Source organism: Ramlibacter sp. JJN2-2R (assembly GCF_057747835.1).
This window is the reverse complement of sequence record NZ_CM173226.1, coordinates 2901580-2926561: the sequence shown is the minus strand read 5'-3', so window position 1 is coordinate 2926561 and position 24982 is coordinate 2901580. Positions and strand designations below refer to the sequence as shown.

24 protein-coding genes and 1 riboswitch are annotated in these 24982 nt (G+C 71.0%); of the genes, 8 read left to right on the top strand and 16 right to left on the bottom strand.

Annotated features, from left to right (window positions below; genetic code table 11):
- Positions 1 to 6 precede the first annotated feature (6 nt).
- From AC3ANR_RS14205 to AC3ANR_RS14185, 5 genes are read right to left on the bottom strand one after another with little or no spacing between them, the layout of a single operon-like run.
- Entirely contained in the window at positions 7 to 390 is a 384-nt protein-coding gene (locus AC3ANR_RS14205; protein ID WP_488288750.1) for a roadblock/LC7 domain-containing protein, read from the bottom strand.
- 8 nt (positions 391 to 398) lie between these two features.
- Positions 399 to 803, bottom strand: coding sequence for a hypothetical protein (locus AC3ANR_RS14200; RefSeq protein ID WP_488288749.1), 405 nt, complete (start codon positions 801 to 803; stop codon positions 399 to 401).
- Between the two features lie 43 nt (positions 804 to 846).
- The gene (locus AC3ANR_RS14195; RefSeq protein ID WP_488288748.1) at positions 847 to 2190 is read right to left on the bottom strand and encodes a phosphatase domain-containing putative toxin; all 1344 of its coding nucleotides are present in this window, start codon (positions 2188 to 2190) and stop codon (positions 847 to 849) included.
- Positions 2187 to 2759 carry a GTP-binding protein gene (locus tag AC3ANR_RS14190; protein WP_488288747.1) on the bottom strand — a complete coding sequence of 191 codons (573 nt, stop codon included), beginning with the start codon at positions 2757 to 2759 and terminating at the stop codon, positions 2187 to 2189. The genes AC3ANR_RS14195 and AC3ANR_RS14190 overlap by 4 nt, the downstream gene beginning before the upstream one ends.
- Before the next feature lie 9 nt (positions 2760 to 2768).
- Complete coding sequence (locus tag AC3ANR_RS14185) at positions 2769 to 3395, bottom strand: hypothetical protein (RefSeq protein ID WP_488288746.1); 627 nt, start codon at positions 3393 to 3395, stop codon at positions 2769 to 2771.
- A 226-nt stretch (positions 3396 to 3621) separates the two neighbouring features.
- Here AC3ANR_RS14185 and AC3ANR_RS14180 point away from each other — a divergent pair, with 226 nt between their 5' ends.
- Positions 3622 to 4416 (top strand): Crp/Fnr family transcriptional regulator, encoded by a 795-nt coding sequence (locus AC3ANR_RS14180; RefSeq protein ID WP_488288745.1) that lies wholly within the window; start codon positions 3622 to 3624, stop codon positions 4414 to 4416.
- Here the strand turns inward: AC3ANR_RS14180 and AC3ANR_RS14175 are convergent.
- The 3 genes from AC3ANR_RS14175 to AC3ANR_RS14165 all read right to left on the bottom strand — a co-directional run bounded on the left by AC3ANR_RS14175 (position 4389) and on the right by AC3ANR_RS14165 (position 8769).
- Positions 4389 to 4841 carry a GNAT family N-acetyltransferase gene (locus tag AC3ANR_RS14175; RefSeq protein ID WP_488288744.1) on the bottom strand — a complete coding sequence of 151 codons (453 nt, stop codon included), beginning with the start codon at positions 4839 to 4841 and terminating at the stop codon, positions 4389 to 4391. The two genes, AC3ANR_RS14180 and AC3ANR_RS14175, sit on opposite strands and share 28 nt — an antisense overlap.
- A gap of 113 nt (positions 4842 to 4954) precedes the next feature.
- Positions 4955 to 8083 carry an FAD-binding and (Fe-S)-binding domain-containing protein gene (locus AC3ANR_RS14170; protein ID WP_488288743.1) on the bottom strand — a complete coding sequence of 1043 codons (3129 nt, stop codon included), beginning with the start codon at positions 8081 to 8083 and terminating at the stop codon, positions 4955 to 4957.
- Entirely contained in the window at positions 8080 to 8769 is a 690-nt protein-coding gene (locus AC3ANR_RS14165) for a GntR family transcriptional regulator (RefSeq protein ID WP_488288742.1), read from the bottom strand. Before AC3ANR_RS14165 ends, AC3ANR_RS14170 begins: the two co-directional genes overlap by 4 nt.
- Before the next feature lie 96 nt (positions 8770 to 8865).
- Between AC3ANR_RS14165 and AC3ANR_RS14160 the strand changes: the two genes are divergently transcribed.
- The 6 genes from AC3ANR_RS14160 to AC3ANR_RS14135 all read left to right on the top strand — a co-directional run bounded on the left by AC3ANR_RS14160 (position 8866) and on the right by AC3ANR_RS14135 (position 14354).
- Positions 8866 to 10095 (top strand): pyridoxal-phosphate-dependent aminotransferase family protein, encoded by a 1230-nt coding sequence (locus tag AC3ANR_RS14160; RefSeq protein ID WP_488288741.1) that lies wholly within the window; start codon positions 8866 to 8868, stop codon positions 10093 to 10095.
- An 83-nt stretch (positions 10096 to 10178) separates the two neighbouring features.
- Complete coding sequence (locus AC3ANR_RS14155; protein WP_488288740.1) at positions 10179 to 11147, top strand: Bug family tripartite tricarboxylate transporter substrate binding protein; 969 nt, start codon at positions 10179 to 10181, stop codon at positions 11145 to 11147.
- Complete coding sequence (locus tag AC3ANR_RS14150; protein WP_488288739.1) at positions 11144 to 12358, top strand: CaiB/BaiF CoA transferase family protein; 1215 nt, start codon at positions 11144 to 11146, stop codon at positions 12356 to 12358. Before AC3ANR_RS14155 ends, AC3ANR_RS14150 begins: the two co-directional genes overlap by 4 nt.
- Positions 12355 to 13131, top strand: coding sequence for an enoyl-CoA hydratase/isomerase family protein (locus AC3ANR_RS14145; RefSeq protein WP_488288738.1), 777 nt, complete (start codon positions 12355 to 12357; stop codon positions 13129 to 13131). Before AC3ANR_RS14150 ends, AC3ANR_RS14145 begins: the two co-directional genes overlap by 4 nt.
- 87 nt (positions 13132 to 13218) lie before the next feature.
- Positions 13219 to 13533 (top strand): hypothetical protein, encoded by a 315-nt coding sequence (locus tag AC3ANR_RS14140; RefSeq protein WP_488288737.1) that lies wholly within the window; start codon positions 13219 to 13221, stop codon positions 13531 to 13533.
- Positions 13530 to 14354: an alpha/beta fold hydrolase gene (locus tag AC3ANR_RS14135; RefSeq protein ID WP_488288736.1), complete on the top strand. Its 825-nt coding sequence runs from the start codon at positions 13530 to 13532 to the stop codon at positions 14352 to 14354. The genes AC3ANR_RS14140 and AC3ANR_RS14135 overlap by 4 nt, the downstream gene beginning before the upstream one ends.
- A 1047-nt stretch (positions 14355 to 15401) precedes the next feature.
- On the opposite strand, the gene frc is transcribed toward AC3ANR_RS14135, so the two are convergent.
- The 8 genes from frc to AC3ANR_RS14095 all read right to left on the bottom strand — a co-directional run bounded on the left by frc (position 15402) and on the right by AC3ANR_RS14095 (position 22788).
- Complete coding sequence (frc, locus tag AC3ANR_RS14130) at positions 15402 to 16649, bottom strand: formyl-CoA transferase (RefSeq protein ID WP_488288735.1); 1248 nt, start codon at positions 16647 to 16649, stop codon at positions 15402 to 15404.
- A 146-nt stretch (positions 16650 to 16795) separates the two neighbouring features.
- Positions 16796 to 17629 carry a cytidylate kinase family protein gene (locus AC3ANR_RS14125; RefSeq protein ID WP_488288734.1) on the bottom strand — a complete coding sequence of 278 codons (834 nt, stop codon included), beginning with the start codon at positions 17627 to 17629 and terminating at the stop codon, positions 16796 to 16798.
- A 10-nt stretch (positions 17630 to 17639) separates the two neighbouring features.
- On the bottom strand, positions 17640 to 19169 hold the full coding sequence (locus AC3ANR_RS14120; RefSeq protein ID WP_488288733.1) for a tripartite tricarboxylate transporter permease: 1530 nt from the start codon (positions 19167 to 19169) through the stop codon (positions 17640 to 17642).
- Between the two features lie 18 nt (positions 19170 to 19187).
- Positions 19188 to 19706: a tripartite tricarboxylate transporter TctB family protein gene (locus AC3ANR_RS14115; protein ID WP_488288732.1), complete on the bottom strand. Its 519-nt coding sequence runs from the start codon at positions 19704 to 19706 to the stop codon at positions 19188 to 19190.
- Between the two features lie 81 nt (positions 19707 to 19787).
- A complete protein-coding gene (locus AC3ANR_RS14110; RefSeq protein ID WP_488288731.1) occupies positions 19788 to 20810 on the bottom strand; it encodes a Bug family tripartite tricarboxylate transporter substrate binding protein in 1023 nt (340 codons plus the stop codon).
- Positions 20811 to 21009: 199 nt separating this feature from the next.
- On the bottom strand, positions 21010 to 21810 hold the full coding sequence (locus AC3ANR_RS14105; protein ID WP_488288730.1) for a sulfite exporter TauE/SafE family protein: 801 nt from the start codon (positions 21808 to 21810) through the stop codon (positions 21010 to 21012).
- Between the two features lie 425 nt (positions 21811 to 22235).
- Positions 22236 to 22565, bottom strand: a complete 330-nt coding sequence (locus AC3ANR_RS14100) for a cell division protein ZapA (protein WP_488288729.1) — start codon at positions 22563 to 22565, stop codon at positions 22236 to 22238.
- A 10-nt stretch (positions 22566 to 22575) separates the two neighbouring features.
- The gene (locus tag AC3ANR_RS14095; protein ID WP_488288728.1) at positions 22576 to 22788 is read right to left on the bottom strand and encodes a DUF904 domain-containing protein; all 213 of its coding nucleotides are present in this window, start codon (positions 22786 to 22788) and stop codon (positions 22576 to 22578) included.
- A gap of 35 nt (positions 22789 to 22823) precedes the next feature.
- Positions 22824 to 23091: riboswitch (cobalamin riboswitch) on the top strand.
- Positions 23092 to 23157: 66 nt separating this feature from the next.
- Here AC3ANR_RS14095 and AC3ANR_RS14090 point away from each other — a divergent pair.
- A complete protein-coding gene (locus AC3ANR_RS14090; RefSeq protein ID WP_488288727.1) occupies positions 23158 to 24975 on the top strand; it encodes a TonB-dependent receptor domain-containing protein in 1818 nt (605 codons plus the stop codon).
- Positions 24976 to 24982 lie beyond the last annotated feature (7 nt).

Below are 24982 nucleotides of genomic sequence, written 5' to 3'. Positions count from 1 at the left end.
GTCGGTTCATGCGGCGGGCCCCTGCAGCGCCGCCAGCGCCGCGGCGGTGTTGCGCGTGTCCAGGATCAGCTTGCCCAGGTTCTTGGTCGGGTCGGCCGCCACCGCGAGCACCCCCGCGTCGCCAGCGCGGGTGAGCAGCATCGGCCCCTGCTCGCCGTCCAGGATGATCTGGCGCAGCACGCCGCGCTCGACCTCCCGGGACGCGCGCGCGGACAGGGCCAGCAGGGAGGCGCACATCGCACCGAACCGGTCCGCGTCGATCCCGCCGGCCAGCACGCAGGCGCGCATCAGGCCGTCGTAAGTGACGAGCGCGCAGGACCGCACGCAGTCGGACCCGGCCTGCAGGCTGCGCAGCAGGGCACGGGCGCGCGGGGAGAGCGGGTCATCCATCGCCGCGTTCAGAGCGAGGCCTCCAGGTCCGGCATGATCATCCGCGCCTTGGTCAGGACCATGCCCAGGTTCGCGCCCTTGCGGCACACGAAGGTCGCGACCTGCTGCTGGCGCTTGCCGCGCAGGAAGACGTGGATCAGGTTGTCGCTGTTCACGATGATTTCCTGGAAGTAGTGCTGGCCGTTCTCGGGGACGCCACGCGCCGCGCGGAACAGCTTCTCGATGGCCTGCACGCTCGGGCCCTGGAACAGGTCGGCGGTCGCGGCGGCCAGCAACTCGATGACCTCGCGCGGGTGCGAGTCGACCGACTTGATGCCCAGCAGCATGCCGGACGACAGGTCCACGTAGCCGGCGGCCACGCAGTCGGGCACGGCCGTCACGGCCTTTTGCAGCATGGTGTCGAAGGTGCTCATCGTCGTTACTTCTTTCTTTCGTTGGTGGTTGGGAATCTGTGGTTCAGGCGGCCGTCGCGAGCGTTGCCGCCCGCGAGCCGGCCAGGCGGCGGGCGAACTCGTGCAGGAAGGCCTCCTGCGCGAGTGACTGCACCCAGCCGGGTTCGATGCGCCGCACGTGGGCGAGGGCACCAGCGGCATCCCACCGGTCGTCTCGTTGCCACAGCCAGTACGCCGCCAGCACGGTGCCCGTGCGGCCCAGCCCGGCGCGGCAGTGCACAGCGCAGGTCTCGCCGGCGCACAGGCGCTCGTCGAGCGCCTCGCACAGGGCGATCGCCTGGTCCATCGTGGGCGGGTGCATGTCGGGCATCGGGACATGCACGCAGTCGATGCGGAAGGTCGCGGCGAGCTCCGCGTCGAACGGGTCCTCGGTCAGGTTGACCAGCCAACGCACGCCGACGTTGCGCAAGGCGTCCAGGTCCTGGCGCGCGTCGTGCACGATGCCGGGCCAGGGCGTGCCGGCCAGCCGGCCCGGCAGCAGCCAGGTGAACCCGCGTGGGCCACGGGCCGCGCTCGGCGCCGTGGCGGCGATGCCGTCGGCCGCGACGGCGGCCCCGGATGGCGGCAGTGCTGGCGGCGTAGGAGGGGGCGGGTCGAATTGCTCGGTGCTCTCCTCGGGGCACGAGCCGGTGCGCACGAAGCTGCGCCCCGCGTCCGAGCGGGGGGAAGCGAAGAACGCCGCCGCCTCACCACGCTCCTGCACGGTGCCGCTGGCCAGCAGCACCACCTGGCCGGCCAGGCGCTGCGAGTGCCGCAGGTGGTGCATGACCACCAGGAGTGCGTGGCGTCCGGCCAGCCGCTCCAGCAAGCCGAGCAGCGGTTCCGCCGCAGCGGCGTCCAGACCGGCGGTCGGCTCGTCCACCATCAGCAGTTCGGGAGCCTGCAGCGCCGCACGCAGGATCGCGACCAGCCGCTGCTCCACCGGGCTGCATTCGACGGCCGGATGCCCCAGCCTGGCCACGAGCGCACCCTGGCCGAGCCCGGCCAGCCAGTCGGAGAGCCACTCGACCTGCATGCGCTGCGTCATGGCGGCGCGGCCGGGCAGGGCGCCGGCCAGGTTCTCGAGCACCTTGGCGAGCAGCAGCCGCGGCTGTTGCGCCACCAGCACGGGCCGGTGCAGGTCGGACAGGCACTGCCCCGCGTATAGCGCGCGCCCCCAGACCTGCAGGCCCGCTTGTGCCACATTGGCACCGGCGAGGGTCCGCAGCAGGGTGGACTTGCCGGTGCCCGACGGCCCCAGCAGCACCGAGCAGCCGCGGTGGGGCAGCTCGAAGGTGACCTCCCGCAGCACGACGCGCGGCCCGAGCGCGACGCCGTAGCCGCGCAGCGACAGCACGCCGTTGTTCATGCCGCGCGCCGCGGCGGGAACCGCTCGGTCATTTCCAGCATGCCGGTCAGCGCCAGCAGCAGCGCGCGCACGTCGCGCGGTCGCCGCGCATCGACTTGGAGCACCGGCACGGACCCGCACTGGCCCGGCACGGGCCGCGCCCGCAGCGCCTCGACGTACGAGGAGAGGTCGCCGGACTCGGAGTGGTCGACGTGCGTGATGCCCACGGCCAGCGGCAGCGGGCGGCCCATGGCGCGGCCGCACAGCTCGTGCGCGTACAGCAGCAGATCCTCCACGGCCGTCGGCCTGCTGTGGTCGACCAGCACGACCACGCCGCGCGCCTGCGGCACGAGCACGTCCCACATGAAGTCGAAGCGCGACTGGCCGGGCGCGCCAAGCAGGCGCAGCTTGTCGCCGCCGCCCAGGTTCATCACACCCATGTCCATGGCCACGGTCGTGCGTTCCTTCAGCCGCGCGGTCTCGTCCGTGGCGGCCGCTTCGGTGCCCACCACGTCGATGTCGCTGGCGGTGCGGATCGCCTCGGTCTTGCCCGCGCCCACGGGCCCGCCGAACAGGATTGCCCAGTCCACAGCCGCTCCCTACTTGCCCAGCAGGCGTTGCCACAGCCGGGCGACCAGAGGGGAGGAGCCGGCATCGTCGGGGTCCGGCGTGGCGACCGTGACCGGGAGCGCCACGGAGTCGGGCAGCGAGCGCGCCCGTGCGCTGGCCGCGGGCCAGTGCACGTGGCCGGTGGCCTGCAGGAGCAGCAGCACCTCCCAGACCACCGCGGGGGGCAGGTCCAGCACGCGCGGAATCAGGTAGCCGACCGTGGGCTTGCGCCACAGCAGCGCACAGATGCGCGCGGCATCGGCCACGAGTTCCTCGGGCATGCAGGCCAGGTTGGGCCAGCTTTGCAACTGCACAAGTTCACCGGTGGCCTGGGTGTCCTGCGCGCGTGCGCGTGCGACCTGCAACGCGGCGCGCCAGCGCAGCTCGTCCAGTGGCTGCGCCTCCGGCGGCGGCGCCCCCCAGAGGGCGGCGGTGACCCGGATCTGGCCGTCGTTGGCCGCGTACGCGGGGACCCAGTCCTGGATATCGGAGATGTAGCAGTTCTGGCGCGGGTAGACGGACACCGTGCCGCTGCCGCCGATCAGCATCGACGCAGGCGCACCCAGCGCGATCGTCCGCTCGAGCATCCGCATGAGGGCACTGCCTGGTTCCGTCATCCTTCCTCCGGTCAACTGCATTCCTTGGCTTGTTGGCGGACCAATGTGCCAGCTCATGCGAATAGTTTCCGGATGTAACTGAATCGAATGTGACGGACCTCGCAATTTCCGGGGGCCGGCGCGCGTGGACATCGGCGTGGCGTGGGCGTGCCACACCTACACTGCGCGGCGACCGCGATCCACCGGGGCCATGGAACCGAGGAACGCGCTAGACGGAACAAGAAGAATGACGACCACGAAACGAACGCGCGCGAATTGCAGCCTCTGTGCGACCCATTCCCTGTGTCCCTTCGGCTGCCAGCCGCGCCGCCGCGAGCAGCTGGCCGGCCACGTCGAGGCGGTGCAGATCAGCCGCGGCGAGCAGTTCCTGGTGCAGGGCGAGTGCGGCACGGCGATGTCGGTGCTGAAGATGGGGTCCGTGTTCGGCTACCGCCGCGGGCTGGACGGGGTGCACCGGCCCGCCGTGGTCGCAGGCCGCGGCGCCACCTTCGGCGTGCCGGGGTTCTTCGGCCAGCCCTGCCACCTGTCCGCGGTGGCCGTCGCGCCCTCGCGCCTGTGCTGCGTGAAGATGTCGACACTGCGCGAGGCGGTGGGCGACGATGACGCCTTTCGCCACGAGATGCGCACCGCCGTCTTCGAGATGGTCGTCTCGCTGGCGGCCTGGTCCGAGGCCATGCGCGTTCGCGGTACCGTGAACCAGCTCGCCTATGCGATCGCGCTCCTCGCGCGCGGGCAGCTCAGTTCGTCGATCGAGCTGCCGACCAATTCGGCGCTGGCGGAGCTGCTGGGGACCACGCGCGAGACCGTCGCCCGCGGCCTCGCGACCCTGGAGCGCCAAGGGGCGATCCGGCGGCTCGCGCGCAAGACCTGGCAGGTCGACCCGGCGCTGCTGCTCGAGCGCGTGCGCCAGGGGGGCAGCATCGCTGCCCCGGCGACCACGCTGGCTGGCGCGGACAGGAGCCGCGGCGGGCTGGGTGCGCCTGAACGCCGGGATCAGGCCTTGGGCGCGCGCACGACGTAACGCACGAATTCGTCCGCCTGCGTGAACTGATCGTAGAGCGCGCGCGCCCTCGCGTTGTCCTTGTGCGTCATCCAGTAGAGGCGCGCCCAGCCTTCGGCGCGCATGGCATTGCGCAGCCACTCGAGCAGGGCCCTGCCGACGCCCTGGCCGCGCGCGTCGGGGTCGACGTACAGGTCTTCCAGGTAGCACACGGCCTGCGTCTCCCAGGTGTTCTCGTGCACCACGCAATGCGCGAAGCCCACCACGCGGCCGTCGACCTCGGCCAGCACGCACATCACGGCCGAGTCGGGGTCGAGAATCCGTTTCCAGGTGCGCTGCGTCACGTCGTCCGGCAGCGTCGCCTCGTAGAACTCGCAGTAGCCGCGCCAGAGGCGCTGCCAGGCGGGCTGGTCGCTGGGGAGGACGGAACGGATGGCAACGGGCATGGTCGGATTGTGCCCGGCGAGCGTCACGGGGGCCCTGCTCACGGGCAGGGTGCGAAAGCGTGGATCCCGGCCTGCGCCGGGATGACGGACTGCGGTCGCGCGCTGCGCGACCTTCAGTCCGTCAACTGCCGGGCGAGGAGGGTGGCGGCGTGGAGGGCCTCGCGGGCGGCGCCGTCGTGGATCTGGTGGCGGCAGCTGGTGCCGTCGGCCACGACGATGGCGTCGGGCGCGTTGCGCACCGCGGGCAGCAGGCTCAGCTCCGCCATCCGCATCGAGACGTCGTGGTGCGAGGCCTCGTAGCCGAACGCGCCCGCCATGCCGCAGCAGCTGCTCTCCACCAGCGACGGCTTGGCACCGGGAATCAGCTGCAGCAGCCGGAGCACCGGCGAGACGGCGTCGAAGGCCTTCTGGTGGCAGTGGCCGTGGACCAGGATCGGCTGGGCCACCGGCCGCAGCCTGGCGCGCAGGCCCTCGAGGCGGCCGGCGTCGAGTTCGCGGGCGAGGAACTCCTCGAGCAGCATCGAGTGGCGGGCGATCGCCTGCGCCGGCTCGCCCAAGCCCATCGAGAGGTGCTCGTCGCGCAGGGTGAGCAGGCAGGACGGCTCGAGTCCGACGATCGCGATGCCGCGTTCGGCGAACGGCGAGAGCGCCTGCCCGACCTCGCGCGCCCTGGCGCGCGCGGCCTCCACGTCGCCGGTGGCCAGGTGCGTGCGGCCGCAGCACAGGTGCCTGCCGTCCGCCTGCGCCTTCGCGGCCACATGCACCGTGTAGCCGGCCGCCTGCAGCAGCCTGAGCGCCGCGGTGGCGTTAGCCGACTCGAAGAAGCCGTTGAAGGTGTCGACGAACAGGACGACCGGCTTGGCAGCGGCCAGCACCTCCTCGCGGGTGGCGGTGCCGTGCGGCTGGTTGAAGAAATGCCGCGACCGCCATTCGGGCAGGCTGCGGCGGGCCGAGAAACCGAGCAGCCGCTCGCCCAGGCGCGCCAGCAGCGGGCTGCGGTTGCGCAGGTTCAGCAGCGGCGCGAACCGGGCCGCGGTGCGCGCGTAATCGGGCAGCGCGGCGACCAGGCGGTCCTTCAGGCTGCGGCCGTGGCGGCGGTGCCAGTGGTGCAGGAACTCCACCTTCATCTTTGCCATGTCGACGCCGGTCGGGCAGTCGCGCTTGCAGCCCTTGCAGGAGACGCAGAGATCCAGGGCCTCCCTGACTTGCGCCATGGCCGCGTCGGACCCGTGGCCCGTGTGGCCCGACACACTGCCGCTCTCGCCGGCCCCGGCCCCGCCCCGTGCGGCCAGGGGCTCCAGCTGTCCCGACAGCCAGAGGCGAAGCGTGTTCGCGCGCCCGCGCGTCAGGTGCTTCTCGTCGCGCGTGACGCGGTAGCTGGGGCACATGGTGCCGGCGTCGAACTTGCGGCAGTGGCCGTTGTTGTTGCACATCTCCACCGCCTTGGCGAAGCCGCCGGCGGGGTCGCCGCCGGTGCCGGGCGGGGTGGTGCGCTCGGTGGCCGGATCGTTCTGCACGTCCCACGGCCGCCAGTCCAGGGCCGGCTGCAGCGGGATCACCTTGTACGAGGGCGGAAAGCGCATCAGCCGCGTGTCGTCCATGCGCGGCGCATCGACGATGCGGCGCGGGCAGAACAGGTGCTGCGGGTCGAACAGGTCCTTGATGCGGGCGAACGCCTGCGTGACGTTGGGGCCGAACTGCCACTGGATCCATTCGCCGCGGCACAGGCCGTCGCCGTGCTCGCCGCTGTAGGCGCCGCGGTAGCGCCGCACCAGGGCCGAGGCCTCCTCGGCGATGGCGCGCATCTTGGCCGCCCCGTCGCGGCGCATGTCCAGGATCGGCCGCACGTGCAGCGTGCCCACCGAGGCGTGCGCGTACCAGGTGCCGCGCGAGCCGTGCTTGCGGAACACCTGCGTCAGCGCGTCGGTGTACTCGGCCAGGTGCTCCAGCGGCACGGCGCAGTCCTCGATGAAGCTCACCGGCTTGCCGTCGCCCTTGAGGCTCATCATGATGTTCAGGCCCGCCTTGCGCACCTCCCACAGGTTCTTCTGCGCGGCGTCATCCTCCAGGCGCACCACCGAGCCGGGCAGGCCCAGGTCGCCCATCAGCTCCACCAGGCGGTCCAGGTGGCGGGTGAGCGAGGCCTTGTCGCCGCCGGAGAACTCCACCAGCAGCACCGCGTCGGGGCGGCCGATCACCGCGCTGCGGATCACCGGCGCGAACGCCGGGTTCTGCAGCGACAGCTCGATCATCGTGCGGTCCACCAGTTCGACGGCGGTGAGCGTGCCGTCGCCCAGCTTGACGATGTGCTGGGCGGTGTCCATCGCCTTGTAGAAGGTCGGGAAGTTCACCACTCCCAGCACCTTGGCGCGCGGCAGCTCCGACAGCTGCAGCGTGAGGCTGCGCGTGAGGGCGAGCGTGCCCTCGCTGCCCACCAGCAGGTGGGCCAGGTTGACCGAGCCGTCGGCGGTGTAGGGCCGCGGGCTCTGGTTGCGGAACACGTCCAGGTTGTAGCCGGCCACGCGGCGCAGCACCCTGGGCCAGCGCGCGTCGATCTCGGGCGCCAGCGCGTCGGCCATCCCGCGCACCGCCTCGCCCATCGTGCGCACCCAGCCGGTGGCGTCGTCGAAGCGGCCGAACCGGTGCAGCGCGCCGTCGGGCGTCCAGGCGTCCATGCCCAGCACGTTGTGGACCATGTTGCCCCACGCGATGCTGCGGCTGCCGCAGGAGTTGTTGCCCGCCATGCCGCCCAGGGTGGCCTGGGCGCTGGTGGACACGTCGACGGGGTACCACAGGCCGTGCGCCTTCAGCGCGGCGTTCAGGTGGTCCAGCACGATGCCGGGCTCGACCACGGCGGTGCGCGCGGCCGGGTCGACCTCGAGCACGTTGCGCACGTGCTTGGTGTGGTCGATGACCAGGCCCGCGCCCACGGTCTGGCCGCACTGGCTGGTGCCGCCGCCGCGCGGGACGATGGGCACCCGCAGGTCGCGGCAGATGTCGATGGCCAGCCGCACGTCGTCGGAGGTGCGCGGCACGAACACGCCGACCGGCATCTCCTGGTAGATCGACGCGTCGGTGGCGTAGCGGCCGCGGTCGGCCGGCGAGAACAGCACCTCGCCCTGCGTCTCGCGGGCCAGGCGCTGCGCCAGGCGTCCGGCGACCTCGTTGGTGGCCGCGGCCACGCGCCCGTAGGCGGAGCCGGCGGCTTCGCGCGCGACCTTCAGCGGCAGGGGGGCGTTCATCGCGCGCCCTCCTGCGCCGGGGCGGCTGCGTGCAGCAGCTCGAGCACCACGTCCAGCTTGTTCTTCAGGTGCGAGGCGAGCACCTGGCGCATGGCGGCGGCGTCGCGCGCGGCCAGCGCCTCGATCATCTGCTCGTGCTCGCGCATGGCGGCCTGCCATTTCGCGCCGTCCTGGTTGGAGCGAAAGCGCAGCGCCTGCAGGCGGGCGTTGATGCGGTCGTAGGTGGCGCTCAGCACGGGATTCTTGGCGGCGGCATTGATGGCGCGGTGGATCTGTGCGTTGAGCCGGTAGTAGTTGGACAGGTCGCGGCGGGTGTAGGCAGCCAGCATCTCGAAGTGCATCGCGCGCAACTCGGCCAGCTCCTCGTCCGTGATGCGCTGGGCCGCCAGCTCGCCCGAGAGCGCCTCCAGGCCGGCCATCACCTCGAAGGTGTCGCGCACCGCCTGCTCGTCCAGCGCCACCGCGATGGCGCCGCGGTGCGGCAGCAGCTCCACCAGGCCCTCGGCGGCCAGCATCTTGATCGCCTCGCGCAGCGGCGTGCGCGAGACGTCCAGCACCTCGCACAGCTCGCGCTCGTTGAGCTTGGCGCCGGGTGCGATGCGGCCCTCGACCAGCATCTGGCGCAGGCGGTTGGCGACCTGCTCGTGCAGGCTGCCGCGCGGGATGGCAATGATTTCGGCGGACATGGGTGCCATTTTGTATGCAAAAAATAACAGGGTCAAACCCTGACTTCGCGGGAAACGAGCTTGACGAACGCATTTTGTATGCAAAAAATGGCGCCCATGCTGACGCTCGACTTCCATCCCACCGGCCGCCATTTCCTCCAGATCCCCGGGCCGTCGCCCGTGCCCGACCGCATCCTGCGGGCGATGAGTCTGCCGACCATCGACCACCGCGGGCCCGAATTCGGCCTGCTCGGCAAGCGCGTGCTGTCGGGCATCCAGCAGGTGTTCCAGACCAGGCACCCGGTCGTGATCTACCCGGCGTCGGGCACCGGTGCCTGGGAGGCGGCCCTGTGCAACGTGCTGTCGCCCGGCGACTCGGTGCTGATGTACGAGACCGGCCACTTCGCCGCCCTGTGGATCAAGATGGCCAGGCGCCTGGGCCTGGAGGCCGAGACCATCGGCCTGCCGGGCGTGGAGGGCTGGCGGCGCGGCGTGCAGGCCGCGATGATCGAGGAGCGCCTGCGCCAGGACACCCAGCACCAGATCAAGGCGGTGTGCGTGGTCCACAACGAGACGTCCACCGGCGTCACCAGCGACATCCACGCGGTGCGCAAGGCCATCGACGCCGCCCGGCATCCGGCGCTGCTGCTGGTCGACAGCATCTCGGGCCTGGCCTCGGCCGAGTACAAGCACGACGCGTGGGGCGTGGACGTCACGGTCAGCGGCTCGCAGAAGGGCCTGATGCTGCCCCCGGGCATCAGCTTCAACGCGCTGTCGCCCAAGGCGCTGGAGGCCAGCAAGACCGCGAAGCTGCCCAAGGCGTTCTGGGCCTGGGACGAGATGGTCGAGATGAACAAGACCGGCTACTTCCCGTACACCCCGAACACCAACCTGCTGTACGGCCTGGCCGAGGCCTGCGACATGCTGCTCGATCCGCAGCAGGGCGGCCTGGCCGCCGTGTTCGCGCGCCACCAGCGCTGGGCCGAGGGCGTGCGCAGCGCCGTGCGGGCCTGGGGGCTGGAGATCCAGTGCGCCGACCCGTCCGTCTATTCGCCGGTGCTCACCGGCGTGGTCACGCCCGAGGGCATCGACGCCGACGCGGTGCGCAAGACCATCTATGAACGCTTCGACCTGTCGCTGGGCACGGGCCTGGGCAAGGTCAAGGGCCGCATGTTCCGCATCGGCCACCTCGGCGACTGCAACGACCTGACCCTGATGGCGGCCCTGTCGGGCTGCGAGATGGGCCTGAAGCTCTCGGGCGTCAAGCTCGCCGGCTCGGGCGTGCAGGCCGCGATGGAGTATTTCGCGGGTCACCCCGCGCCAGTGGCCCTGCAGAAGGCCGCATGACCGAGGTGGACCGGAGCGGGCCACCGGCCCGCGATGGCCAGCCAGTTTTCCAACGAGTCCGACCCTCTTCCCAGGAGACAAGCATGCAACGCAGAACCTTCACCGCCGGAGTCGCCGCCACCCTGGCCGCCCCGCTCGTCCGCGCCCAGGGCGACCTGCCCACCGGCCCGGTGCGCATCATCGTGGGCTTCGCGCCCGGCGGCGGCACCGACATCCTGGCGCGGGTGATCGGCCAGAAGCTGGGCGACCTGTGGAAGACGCAGGTGCTGGTGGAGAACAAGGCCGGCGCCTCGGGCACCATCGCCGCCGACTACGTGAGCAAGCAGCCCGGCGACGGCTCGACGCTGCTGATGGCGCACATCAACAGCCAGGCGATCACGCCGGCGCTGGTCAAGCTCAATTACGACCCTGCCAAGGACTTCCAGCCCATCGTGCTCGTGGGCGTGACGCCCAACCTGCTGATCTGCAACGAGCAGCAGCCGGCCAAGACGGTGAAGGACCTGGTGGAGCTGTGCCGCAAGAACCCGGGCAAGATCAGCTTCGGCTCGGCCGGCACCGGCTCGGCGCAGCACCTGGCGCTGGAGATGTTCATGCTGGCCGCCAAGGTCAAGGCGATCCACGTGCCCTACAAGGGCTCGGGCCCCATGCTCACCGACCTGATCGGCGGGCAGATCCAGTACAGCTTCGACACGATGACCGCGGCCACGCCGCACGTGAAGAACGGCAAGGCGATCGCCATCGCCCAGACCCGCCTGCAGCGCGCCAAGGCCTACCCGAACGTGCCGACCATGGCCGAATCGGGCTTCCCCGGCTTCGAGGCCACCACCTGGTACGGCCTGGTGGGCCCGGCCAAGATGCCCGTGGCCATGGCCAAGCGCATGAACGAGGACGTCAACAAGGTGATGCTGATGCCCGACGTGGTCGAGAAGCTGCAGGCCTCGGGCGCCGAGGACGGCGGCGGCTCCACCGAGAAGTTCGCCGAGTTCACCCAGGTCGAGATCAAGAAGTGGGCCAAGATCATCAAGGACGGCGGCGTGAAGGGAGACGCGTGACAGCTGGAGCCACTTCCCGCCTGCCCCTGGAGGGCGTGCGCGTCCTGGACATCAGCCAGGTCATGGCAGGCCCCTACGCCTGCATGCTCCTGGGTGACCTGGGCGCGGACGTCATCAAGATCGAGCCCCCCGGCTCGGGCGACCAGACCCGCGGGTCCATGGGGTTCAAGATGAAGGGGGCCGACTCGCTCGGCTTCCTGAACATGAACCGCAACAAGCGCAGCATCGCGCTGGACCTCAAGACCGAGGCCGGCAAGTCGGTGGTGCTGCGCCTGGCCAGGGACGCCGACATCCTGATCGAGAACTACCGGCCGGGCGCGATGCGCCGGCTCGGGCTCGGCTATGACGTGCTGCGCGAGATCAACCCGCGCCTGGTCTACACCAGCATCAGCGGCTTCGGCCAGACCGGCCCCTGGGCCGACCGGCCGGGCTTCGACCTGATGGCGCAAGCCATGTCCGGCGTGATGAGCGTGACGGGCTATCCCGACAGCCCGCCGGTGAAGGCCGGCGTGCCGGTGGCCGACATCGGCTGCGCGCTGTTCGCCATCTACGCCACGCTCGCTGCCTACATCGGCGCCAGGAACACGGGCCAGGGCCAGTACGTCGACGCGGCGCTGTTCGACTCGGCGATGGCGTTCTCGGTCTGGGACATCTGCGACTACTGGGGCACCGGCAAGCCGCCGCAGCCGCTGGGCACGTCCAACAAGATGACCGCGCCGTACCAGGCGATGGCCAGCTCCGACGGCTACTTCGTCATGGGCGCCAACAACCAGAAGCTCTGGGTGCAGCTGTGCACGCTGATGCGCCGCGAGGAGCTGCTGCAGGATGCGCGCTTTTCCACCATCGCGCTGCGCCTGGCCAACCGGCAGGCGCTGCAGGACGAGCTGGAGAAGACGTTCCGCCAGCACCCGAAGGACTTCTGGGTCGAGACGCTGCTGGCCAACGGCATTCCCGCCGGCCCGATCCTGTCGTACCCCGAGGCGTTCGGCAGCGAGCATGCGGCCGCGCGCGGCATGAAGATGGAGATCGACCATCCCGTGGAGGGCAAGGTGCCCAACATCGGCTTCGCGGTGAAGCTCTCGGGCACGCCGCAGCAGGTGCGCCGCCATCCGCCGCTGCTGGGGGAGCACACGCGCGAGGTGCTGGCCGAGATGGGCCTCGCCGAGGACGAGGTCGAGCGCCTGCGCGCCCAGGGGGCCTTCGGCGCATGAGCGACGGCCAGGTCCACCTGCGCATCGACGGCGCCATCGCCTCGGTGACGTTCGACCGTCCCGAGGCGCGCAATGCGATGACCTGGGCGATGTACGAAGCGCTGGTGCGCATCTGCGAGCAGCTGCACGGTGACGCATCGGTTCGCGTCGTGCGCTTTCGCGGCGCCGGTGGGCAGGCGTTCGTCGCCGGCACCAACATCGCGCAGTTCCAGGACTTCACCGGCGGCGAGGACGGCGTGGCCTACGAGCAGCGCATCGACGCCTGCGTCGGCCTGCTCGAGTCGCTGCCGATGCCCACCGTCGCGGTGCTCGAGGGCTGGGCCATCGGCGGCGGCCTGGCCATCGCCACCGCCTGCGACTTCCGCATCGCCACGCCCGGCACCCGGCTCGGCGTGCCGATCGCGCGCACGCTGGGCAACTGCCTGTCGATGGCCAACGTCGCGCGCCTGGTCGCCGCGCTCGGCCGTCCACGCGCCGAGCGCCTGCTGTTGCTGGCCGACCTGCTCGCGGCGGAAGAGGCGCTCGCCGCCGGCTACCTGCTGGAGATCGCGCCGCCCGAGGCCATCGACGCGGCCAGCGACAAGCTGTGCCAGAAGCTGGCGTCGCTGGCGCCGGTCACGCAGCGGGTGAGCAAGCAGGCGTTCAACCGCCTGCTGCACGCGCCGCTGCCGGACGCTCACGATCTCATCCGCGCCGCCTACGGCAGCGAGGATTTCCGCGAGGGCGTGCGCGCCTTCGTGGCCAAGCGCCCGCCCGCCTGGTCGGGGCGCTGAGCCGCCGCGCCACGCAGGGGCGCCGTCCTACGGCGCCTGTGCGCGCGGCTGCCTAGCATGGGACTCTCGTTCCCTCGAGGCATGCCCATGGCCGACGTCCGCGCTCCCGCTTCCGATCCCATCGACCTGGGCGAATCCGTCGCCGGCGAGGAGGACCCCGGCGCGGCCATCGACCTTCCCATGGCCGCGGGCGCACCGTCCGGCGCGCCCGACCAGCCCGCCGGTGGCCGGCCCGGCGCGGCCACGCCCCCGATGGCGCCCGGCGACGAGGCCCCGGCCGGCACGCCCGGCACGGGCGAGGACGTCTGCCGCGCCTGCGGCGGCACCGGCCTCCTCAACGGCAGCGCCTGCCCCGAGTGCGAGGGCACGGGCAAGGTCACGGTCGGCATCGGCGGCGCGTGACCCCGGGCCGCCTGCCGCGCAAACGCAAGCTCCCGCTCGCCACCGGCACGGTGGAGTACGTGCTGTCCGGCCGCGGCCCGGCCACGCTGGTGCTGCTGAACGGGTCGGGCGTGACGCTGGAAGGCTGGTCGCGCCTGTATCCCGGCATCGAACGCCTGGGCCGCGTGCTGGCCTACAACCGCTTCGGCATCGGCGGCAGCTCCGCCCCGCGCGGACCGCAGTCGGCGGGCAACGTGCTGGCTGCCCTGCGCGAGCTGCTGGACCGGCTGGCGCTGCCGCCGCCCTATGTGCTGGTGGGGCATTCGCTCGGCGGGCTGTACGCCAACCTCTTCGCCCGCCGGCACTCGCAGGACGTGGCCGGGCTGGTGCTGCTGGAGGCCACGCACCCGCTCGATCGCGAGTTGCTGCGTGGCCACGAGACGCAGCTGGCCAAGGTGCTGGGCAAGTTGCTGTCTGTGCCGCAGCAGCTGTTCCGGCCCAACCTGCATTCGGAGCTGGACTGGCTGGACGCGGCCGTGCGCGAGGTGGAGGAGGCCGGCCCGTTTCCCTCCGTTCCGCTGGCGGTGGTGAGCGGCGGCAACGACCCGCCGCGCTGGCTGGTGCCGCCCGCGGCCCTGCGGCAGCGGCGTCAGCACCAGAAGGAGCTCGCCAGGCTCTCGGCCCTGGGCCTGCACGCCGTGGCGCGCCGCAGCGGGCACTTCCCGCAGATCACGCAGCCGCGGCTGGTGCTGGACGCGATCCGGACGGTGGTGGAGCAGGGGGCTGTGTTGGGGCAGGGGGACGGGGCGTCTTCCGGCTTGGGCGGGCGTGGGGTTCAGTGAGTTGGCCGCGACTGGACCTTTGCAGAGTGGTATGGGCTTTGTGGGGTGTGTTGGGCTCCGCTTGGCGTGCGGGCCGAGGTGGGGGCGCTTCTCCGGGCGTCCGGGGCGGGCGGCAGGGCGATGCCCGCCAGGGGCTCATGCTGGCCTCTCCGTGCTTCGCCTGCGGCTCACGCACAGTCGCGCGCCGCCTTCCGGGGCGCGGGCCCACGCGGCACAACTCGCTGCGCCTGCGGCTCCGCTCAAACACGTGCCGCGAGTCAGAGGCTCATGTCGAGCTGCGCTCCCTGCGGTCGCTCGCCAGGGCCCGCGCCCCTGCGGCAACGCTCAGGCCAGAAATCGCCCCCGACGTGCATCGCCCTGCCGCCTGGCAGCAGCGGTGGGAGCCCCCACCGGGCCGAGCCGCCCGCGGATGCCTTGGCCGTGCCTCTATTGGCCGCGTGTCTGGCCGCACTGCCTATCCGCACTGCCTATCAGCACCTGCATGGGCGCACATGCCGGGGCGCACACGCCTGGACGCACATGCCTGTCCACCATCCCCGTCATTCCCGCGAAAGCGGGAATCCACGTTTTCGCACGAGCGTCGTTTCGCTCTCAGCGGCGGAGAAAACGATGCGGCTTGACCCAGGCCCTGCCCGATCAAGCGCCAGGTACCCAGCGCGGCAGGCGGTGTCTGGCGGGGGCGATTTCCGGGGCGGCACGCCGCAGTGGCCGGCCCGCTGCGAGCGACGCAGGAGCGAAGCTCGTTGATGAACCACTGGCTTGCGGCCGCTTGTCTGAGTGGCGCGCGCAGCGCGCAACGAGTTCGGCCGCTGCGGGCCGGCCACGGAAGGCGCGCGATGTTCCTGTGCGAGGCGAAGCCGGAGCACGGAACCGTCACGGCATGAGCCCCCGACGGACGCCGCCTGCCGCGCCGCCCCCGCTGCCAACCGACCCAGGCCAATAGAAACGAACCACGCCACCGCAGTGCGCACGACGAAGCACGCACGAACGCCGCGACGCGAAGGCAAAGAGGGACCGCCAACGCAGCCCCGCCCTGCGAAAGAAAACTCAGACGACCTTGGTCTCGCGCAGCTCGGCGATCTGGTCGCGGGTGTAGCCCAGCTGGGCCAGGATCTCGTCGGTGTGCTCGCCCAGCAGCGGCGAGCGGGTGACTTCGGTGACGCTGTCGGACAGCTTGATCGGGTTGCCCACGCTCAGGTACTTGCCGCGCTTGGGATGGTCCACCTCCACGATCGTGCCCGTCTCGCGCAGCGACTGCTCGGCGGCGATCTCCTTCATCGACAGGATCGGCCCGCACGGGATGTCGTACTTGTTCAGGATGTCCATGGCCTCGAACTTGGTCTTGGTCATGGTCCACTCCTCGATGCGCGAGAAGATGGTCTTCAGGTGCGGCAGCCGCGCCTTGGGCGTGGCGTAGTTCGGGTCGGTGATCCAGCCTTCCTCGCCGATCACCTTGCAGATGGCCCCCCACACCGGCGCCTGCGTGATGAAGTAGATGTACGCGTTGGGGTCGTGCTGCCAGCCCTTGCACTTCAGGATCCAGCCCGGCTGGCCGCCGCCCGAGGCATTGCCCGCCCGCGGCACCGCGTCGCCGAACTCGGTGTCCGGGTACTGCGGGTACTCCTGCAGCACGCCGGTGCGGTCCAGCCGCTGCTGGTCGCGCAGCTTCACGCGGCACAGGTTCAGCACCGCGTCCTGCATCGCCGCCAGCACGCGCTGGCCGCGGCCGGTGGTGTTGCGCTGGTACAGCGCCGTCACGATGCCCAGCGCCAGGTGCAGCCCGGTGCCCGAGTCGCCGATCTGCGCGCCGGTCACCAGCGGCGGGCCGTCGTCGAAGCCGGTGGTGGAGGCCGCCCCGCCGGCGCACTGCGCCACGTTCTCGTACACCTTGCAGTCCTCGTACGGGCCGGGGCCGAAGCCCTTGACCGAGGCGACGATCATGCGCGGGTTGATCTGCTGGATGCGCTCCCAGGAAAAGCCCATGCGGTCCAGCGCGCCGGGAGCGAAGTTCTCCACCAGCACGTCGCACTGCTTGATCAGCTCCACCAGCACCTCCTTGCCCTTGGCACTCTTGGTGTCCAGGGTGATGGAGCGCTTGTTGTGGTTCAGCATCGTGAAGTACAGGCTGTCCACGCCCTCGATGTCGCGCAGCTGCCCGCGCGTGGCGTCGCCTTCGCCCGCCTTCTCGACCTTGATCACGTCGGCGCCGAACCAGGCCAGCAGCTGCGTGCAGGTGGGGCCCGATTGGACGTGGGTGAAGTCGAGGATCTTGACCCCTTCGAGTGCCTTGCCCATGGTGTGCTTCCTGTCAGAGTTGGGAAACCGGAGGTGGCGGGGGCAGGGCCCCGCCCACGGATGCGGCGCACTGCGGCACGCGCCGCGGCCCGATCCTGCCGTGCTGATTCTGTCACGCACCCGCCTGCCGGCGGCGGCGCGGCGGGTCAGGTCTTGGCGTGCGTGAACCGGCGCGTGATGGCCATCACGTGCAGCTGGTTGTCCACCTTGCCGACGCCCGCCACCGCGCTGGCCACGCGCGCCGCCTCGGCCTTCTCGTGGTCGTTGACCACGATGCCGGTCAGCAGGACGCGGCCGCTGCGCGACAGCGCCTGGATGTCCACGCCCGAGGTGGACTCGTTGGCGCGCAGCGCGGCGCGGATGCGCGCGCTCAGGGCCAGGCCGGCCAGCACCTCGCGCGAAGCGTCGGTCTCCTGGAACTCGGTGCGGCCGGCCAGCTGCAGGATGGCCTGCACGCAGCTGTCGACCGAGAGGCGGTCGGTGTTGAGCACGGCGTCGTACAGCAGCGGGTCGCCCCAGGTGACGCCGAACTGCGACTGCATGCGCGTGGCGTGGGCGTTGTCGCTGCGCCGCACCTCGGCCTCGGCGGCATCGCGCTCCTGGATGCCCAGGTGGTCCATCAGCCAGTCCACGCGCGAGGCGAACGGCCGCGTGATGCGCACGCGCACCACGTGGCTCACCGGCCGCAGCAGGCAGGTGGCGCCCCAGCCGCGCAGCACGACGTTGCCGCGCTCGGCGAGGGCGAACACCTCCTCGGCCGTGTAGAGCGACATCTCGCGCGGGTTGGTGCTCAGGCGCTCGACCAGCCCGGCCTTGCCCTCGCGCAGGCGCCGCACCAGGCTGGGCGGCACCTGCATGCGCTCGGCGATGTTCTCCACCACCTCGTGCCGCATCACCGCCAGGTTGGCGGCCTCGCCCAGGCGCACGGCCACGTCCTTGGCCAGCGACCCCATTTCCTGCGTCAGTGCGATCACGGGCATGTCAGGCTCCTCAGTCGACGGGCTGTTCGGCGGCGAAGCTGCTCGGCTTGGGCTTGCGCACGCGCGCCAGGACCCAGGAGATCACGGGCCACAGCAGCAGCAGCAAGGCCAGGCCGGTGATGGTGCCCACCAGCGGGTTGGACACCATGATCATCAGGTCGCCCTGCGACACCAGCATGGCCTGACGGAACGAATCCTCGGCCTTGTCGCCCAGCACCAGCGCCAGCACCAGCGGCGCGAGCGGGTAGTCGAGCTTCTTGAACACGTAGCCCACCAGGCCGAACAGCAGCATCAGCCAGACGTCGAGCATCGCGTTGTGCACCGTGTAGGCGCCGATGGCGCAGATGACGACGATGACCGGCGCGATGATGGAGAACGGGATGCGCAGGATGGAGGCGAACAGCGGCACCGTGGTCAGCACCACGAGCAGGCCGGCGATGTTGCCCAGGTACATGCTGGCGATCAGGCCCCAGACGAAGTCCTTCTGCTCGACGAACAGCAGCGGCCCGGGCTGCAGGCCCCAGATCAGCAGGCCGCCCAGCAGCACGGCGGCGGTGGGCGAACCGGGGATGCCCAGCGCCAGCATCGGCAGCAGCGCGCTCGTGCCGGCGGCGTGGGCCGCCGTCTCGGGGGCGACCACGCCTTCCATCTGGCCGGTGCCGAACTTGGCGCCGTCGCGCGACATCTTCTTGGCCAGGCCGTAGCTCATGAACGACGCCGGCGTGGCGCCGCCAGGGGTGATGCCCATCCAGATGCCCACCAGGGCGCTGCGCAGCGAGGTCACCCAGTACTGGGGCAGCTGTTTCCAGGTCTCGAACACCACGCGCGGGTTGATGCGCGCGCTCTTGCCCGAGAAGGCCAGGCCCTCCTCCATCGACAGCAGGATCTCGCCGATGCCGAACAGGCCGATCACCGCGATCAGGAAGTCGAAGCCGCGCATCAGCTCCTCGATGCCGAAGGTCAGGCGCAGCTGGCCGGTGACGGTGTCCATGCCCACGGCCGCCAGCGCGAAGCCGATGCCCATGGAGGCGAGGATCTTGAACGGCGATCCCTTGCCCATGCCCACGAAGCTGCAGAACGTGAGCAGGTAGACGGCGAAGAATTCGGGCGGGCCGAACTGCAGCGCGAACTTGGCCACCAGCGGCGCCAGGAAGGTGATCATGATCACCGCCACCAGCGCGCCGACGAACGACGAGGTGAAGGCCGCCGTGAGCGCCTGGCCCGCCTGCCCGTTCTGTGCCATCGGGTAGCCGTCGAAGGTGGTGGCCACCGACCACGGCTCGCCGGGGATGTTGAACAGGATCGAGGTGATGGCGCCGCCGAACAGGGCGCCCCAGTAGATGCACGACAGCATGATGATCGCCGAGGTGGGCGACATCGAGAACGTCAGGGGCAGCAGGATGGCGACGCCGTTGGCGCCGCCCAACCCGGGCAGGACGCCGATCAGCACGCCGAGCGTGATGCCGACCAGCATGAGGACCAGGTTCATCGGCGTCAGGATGACGCTGAACCCGTGGAGCAGGGCACCGATTTCATTCATGCGAGAGGTCCCGGGATTTCAATAGCCGAGGAAGGCGAGCGGGTCCAGCGTGCCCTTGTACAGCGGCACCTTGAACCAGACTTCGAACATCAGGAAGAACAGCACCGAGATCACCAGCGCCGTCACGATGCCCTTGAGGGGCGAGAACTTGCCCAGCAGGATCATGAAGCCGGCGATGTACACCGCCGATGCGACGTACAGGCCCACCAGCTGGATCGCGCCGGCATAGACCAGCGCGGGGATCAGCACGATCAGCACGCGGCGGATCTGCTCGCCGTCGGCGAACACGCCCGTGTCGCGGGCCTTGCCCAGGGCCTGCCACAGCGTGCCCACCGAGGCGATGCACAGGATCAGGCCGATGTAGAAGGGAAAGTAGCCGGCGCCGGGGCCGTCCGAGGTCCAGCCGGAGCCGAGGTTGCGGCTGCCGAACACGACCAGCATGCCGAGCATCAGGACGAGGAGGGCGACGACCGCCTCGACGACGAACGTCTTCACGCCGCGCGAGCCGGGTTCGGCGGCGTGGTCTTGCGATTCCATTGGGGGGTACTCCTGCCGCGGGGGCGGCGCAAGAAACGATTCAGGCGGGCCGGCGCCGCGGCGCCCGGCCCGCCGCGGCCATCACTTGGCGAGCCAGCCGGCTTCCTTCATCAGCTCGCGGTGCTGCTGCTCCGCGCGGCCGAGCCACTCGACGAACTTGTCGCCTTCCATCGTGGTCTGGTTGAAGGCGCCCTTGTCCATGTAGTCCTTCCACTCGGGCGTCTCGCGCACCTTCTTGAGCAGGGTGGTGTAGAACTCGACCTGGTCCTTGGTCACGCCCGGCGGCATGAAGATGCCGCGCAGCATGGTGTAGGAGGTGGGCACGCCCGCTTCCTTGCACGTGGGGATGTCGCCCCAGGCCTGCGAGTCGGTGACCTTGGTCTTGTACGGCATGCGGTTGTCGTCGAACACGCACAGCGCGCGCACCTGGTTGGCGCGCCACTGGGCCACCGCCTCGATCGGGTTGTTCACCGTCGAGTCGATGTGCTTGCCGACCAGCTGCACCGCGACCTCGCCGCCGCCCTTGAACGGCACGTAGATGAACTTGGTGCCGGTGGCCTTCTCGATGCCCACGGTGAGGATCTGGTCCTCCTGCTTGGAGCCGGTGCCGCCCATCTTGAACTTGCTCGGGCCGGCGGCCTTCACCGCGGCGAGGTAGTCCTTGGCGTTCTTGTACGGGGTGTCGGCGTTGACCCAGAGGACGAAGTTGTCCAGCGCCATCATCGACACCGGGGTCATGTCGCGCCAGTTGAACGGCACGCCGGTGGCCAGCGGCGTGGTGAACAGGTTCGACAGCGTGACCACGATCTTGTGCGGATCGGCCTTGGCGTTCTTGATGTCCAGGAAGCCTTCCGCGCCCGCGCCGCCGGACTTGTTGACCACCACCAGCGGCTGCTTCATGAGGTTGTGCTTGACCACCACGCCCTGGATCAGGCGCGCCATCTGGTCGGCGCCGCCCCCGGTGCCGGCGGGCACGACGAACTCGACGGGCTTGGTGGGTTCCCAGGCGGCCTGGGCAGCCGGTGCGGCGAGGGCCGCGGCGAGGGTGAGTACCAGGCCGCTTCCCACGGCCCGGCGACGGAGGGTGTAGCTCCCCTGTTGCATCGCATGTCTCCTGTATTCGACTTGCACATCAACTACCACTGCCGTGGCCGGGGCGGGGTGTCCGCCGGGGGCCGCGCACCACGACTGTCGCTCCGGCCCGCAAGGGCCGGACAGCGGGTTTGCCCGGAGAAATGGTGGAAGCGTGCTAACGAACCGGCCCGTTTTTTTTCGAATCTTGACCTAGGTCAACGAAGCAGGATCAACGAAGCAGAAAGTAGGCGGCGAGACCGTAGAGCACGAACGCGAAGGCGCGCTTGAGGGGGGTGATGTCCATGCGGTGCGCGGTGCGCGCGCCCAGCGGGGCCAGCAGCATGCTGGCCATGGAGATGACGACCAGGCCGGGGAGGTAGAGGTAGCCGACCGAACCCGGCGGCATGGCGGGCAGGTCGCGGCCGGCCCACACGTAGCCCAGCGTGCCGGCCAGCGCGATCGGGAAGCCCAGCGCCGACGAGGTGCCCACGGCCTGGTGGATGCGCACGTTGCACCAGGTCATGAACGGCACCGACACGAACGCGCCGCCCGCGCCCACCATCGACGACAGCCAGCCGATCACCATGCCGACGCCGAAGGTGCCGGCCGGGCCGGGCAGGGTGCGGGTCGGCTCGGGCCGGCGATTGAGCAGCATCTGCGTGGCCGAGAACGCCACGAAGCAGGCGAACAGGATGCCCAGCGCCTTGCCGGGCAGGGAGACGGCCAGGCGCGCGCCCGCCAGCGATCCGACCAGGATGCCCGGGGCGAGCACGCGCACGACGTGCCACAGCACGGCGCCGCGCTGGTGGTGCGCGCGCACCGACGACAGCGAGGTGAAGCAGATGGTGGCCAGCGAGGTCGCGACGGCGGCCTTGACCGTGTAGTCGGCGGCGAAGCCGCGCGCCGACAGGATCATGGTGATGAACGGCACCATCAGCATGCCGCCGCCGATGCCCAGGAGCCCGGCGAGAAAGCCGGTGCAGGTGCCGATCAGCGCAAGCTCGGCGATCAATTGCGGTTCGAGCGACATGCGCCGCGGCCCCTCTCGTTCTTGTTCTCGCGGCGCCGTTCTCGTGTCGCGGCGCGAACGGCGCGCTGGAATTAGGCGTCTGCAGTTGCCACCGGACCGGCATCCTGAACCAGGGGTTCAGGTGGGCGAGGTCAACCTGGCGTTGGGATCATCTGACGCGAGACGTTCACGCTCGTCAGGTGCTGTTCCAAGCCCGAGCTCAGAGAGCATTGGTTCAAGGAAATATAAAGCCCGGCACGCACTGCAGACGAGCCCATTGTAGGTGCTGGTTCGCGCGTGTGGGCCGCCTGGCGGGACAAAACATCCGCCGCGTGCGGACAACTGCGGTCGAGCTTGACGAGGCCGCGATTGCAGGTTCGCGCGCGCCGGGGCGCGTGCCGCGCGCGAGGCGGCGAATCGGAATGCGCCGGGGACCGGCGCGGACGTCAGAGCAGGCGGCCGTCGTCGCCGAGCGCGCGGTCCAGGCGCTCGAGGATCGCGTCCAGGCGGGGGTCGGCTTCGCCGGGCGCGGCGCGCGCGGGAGCGGCCGCGGCGCGGGGCGCCACCTCGCGGTCGGCGACGTCGAAGGCGAGGTTCAGCGCGGCCAGCACCGCGATGCGGTCGCGGGCCTTGACCTTGCCGGCGTCGCGGATCTTGCACATGGCCGTGTCGACCTTCTCCACCGCCTCGAGCAGCCGGCCTTCGCCGCCCTCGGGGCAGCCGAGCAGGTAGCTCTGGCCCATGATCTGCACTTCGAGCTGCTTGGTGGCGGCCATGCGAACGGGTTCAGGCGGCGGAGTTGATGTCGGGCAGCCGCTCGAGCAGCGCGTCGACGCGTGCGCGGGCGGCCGACAGGCGCGAGCGCAGGGAGTCGCGCTCCTGGGTGAGCGCCTCGACCTGCTGCTGCAGCAGCGCATTGGTGCGCTGCAGTTCCTCGTGGCGAACGAGCAGGCGCTCGACGCGTTCGGCGATCAGGTCGACCTGGGAGGCGCTGGCCATAAGTGCGCCGATTGTAGGGTTGCGTTGCCGTTGCGCCTAGAATCTCCCGCGTTGGTGCTCGCGGTGTGGTTCGCATGCCGCAGTTCAACGGGAAGCAGGGAGCCCCAGCTGCCGTGCCGCCTCCGGCGGTGCGCGTGGTGCCAGGCCAACCTGCGCTGCCCCCGCAACGGTAAGCGGAAGGGCGCCCCCGACCGGGCGCTCCGCTCCATCCGACAAGCCACTGGATGCGCACGTCACGGCGCGCCGGGAAGGCGATGGAAGCGACCCGCCAGCCCGGATACCGGCCAACGAGGCGGCCGCGCTCGCGCGGCCTTGTTGCCCACTGCCGGCGGGGAAGCCGGCCCGGGCTGCTTGCTTTGGGTTGCTCCCATGACATCTTCGACCTTGTTCCATCGCGCGGGCGTGCCGTTCGCGATGGCCTTCCTCGTGCCCTGCGCCTTCGCGCAGGCGACGCTGCCCGACGTGGTGGTGTCCGCCAGCCGCACCGAGCAGCGCGTGCAGGACGCGCTGCCCGCCACCACCGTGCTCACCCGCCGCGACATCGACGCGGCGCAGACGCCCGACCTGCCGACGCTGCTGCAGCGCGTCGCGGGCCTGGAGCTCACCCAGGCCGGCGGCCCGGGCACCGTGGCCGGCGCGTCGCTGCGCGGCGCCGAGACGCGCCACACGCTGGTGCTGGTGGACGGCGTGCCGGTCAACAACCTGAACTTCGGCATCGCCGCGCTCGAGCACCTGCCGCTGGCCGACGTCGAGCGCATCGAGGTCGTGCGCGGCAACGTGTCCAGCCTGTACGGCAGCGCCGCGCTCGGCGGCGTGATCCAGGTCTTCACGCGCCGGCCGGCCGGCACGCCGACGGCGAGCGTGACGGTGCAGGGCGGCTCGCGCGGGCTGGTGCAGGCCAGCGCCTCGGGCGCCGTGCGGCTGGCCTCGGGCACCGGCCTGCGCGCCGACGTCGAATCGCTGCGCGAGCGCGGCTTCAACGCCACCAACCAGCGCGAGCTGCCGGACACCGATCCCGACGTGGACGGCTACCGCCGGCGCGCCGCCTCGTTCGCGGTGACGCAGGACCTGGCCGGCGGCCACACGCTCGGCCTGCGCCTGCGCGAGGCGCGCGGGCGCACCGAGTACGACAGCGAGTTCGGGCCCGCCACGCAGCGGGACATCTCGCACTCGGTCGAGCAGAGCGCGGTGGCCGACGCCGGCATCCGCGTGAGCGACGACCTGTCGCTGAACGTCGCGCTGACCCACGCGGCGGACCGCATCGATGCCGCCGTGACCGCGTTCCCGTACTTCGTGCATTCGCGCAGCGACGGCGCGCAGGCGGGCCTGCAATGGCAGGTCGCCCCCGGCCAGCGCGTGACCGCCGGCATCGAACACACCCGCCAGCGCCTGGCCAGCGACACCGCCTACGACCGCACGTCGCGCACCCAGGACAGCGCGCGGCTGGGCTACACACTCACCGCCGGCCGGCACCAGGCGCAGCTCAACCTGCGCGAGGACCGCTACACCACCTTCGGATCGGCGGCGACGTGGCTGGCGGCGTACGGCTACCAGTTCACCGATGCCTGGCGCGTCAGCGCGTCGGCGTCCACCGGCTTCAACGCGCCGACCTTCAACGACCTGTACTACCCGTTCGGCGGCAATCCGGCGCTGCGCCCCGAGCGCCTGCGGTCGGGCGAGGTCGCGGTGCAATACGCGGCCGCCGGCCAGGTGGTGCGCGCGACGCTGTTCGAGAACCGCTACACCGACCTGTTCGGCTTCGACGCCGCCTTCAACCGGGTGAACATCGGCCGGGCGCGCAACCGCGGGCTGGAGCTGACCTGGACCGGGCGCGTCGGCGACACCGGCGTGAGCGCGGGCCTGACCTCGCAGGACCCGAAGGACCTGGACACCGGCCGGCGCCTGCAGCGCCGCGCGGCCACGCTGGCGCGCCTGGCGCTCACGCGCGAGAGCGGCCCCTGGCAGTGGGGCGGCAGCCTGCGCCACAGCGGCAGCCGGCCGGACGCGGGCACGACGCTGGGCAGCTACTCGACCGTGGACCTGACCGCGAGCTACCGCATCACGCCCGAGGCACGGCTGTTCGGCCGCATCGAGAATGCCTTCGACCGCCGGTACGAGACCGTGTACGGTTACCGCCAGCCGGGCCGCGGCGTGTTCGTCGGCGTGACCTGGCAGCCGCGCCTCTGAGTCGATC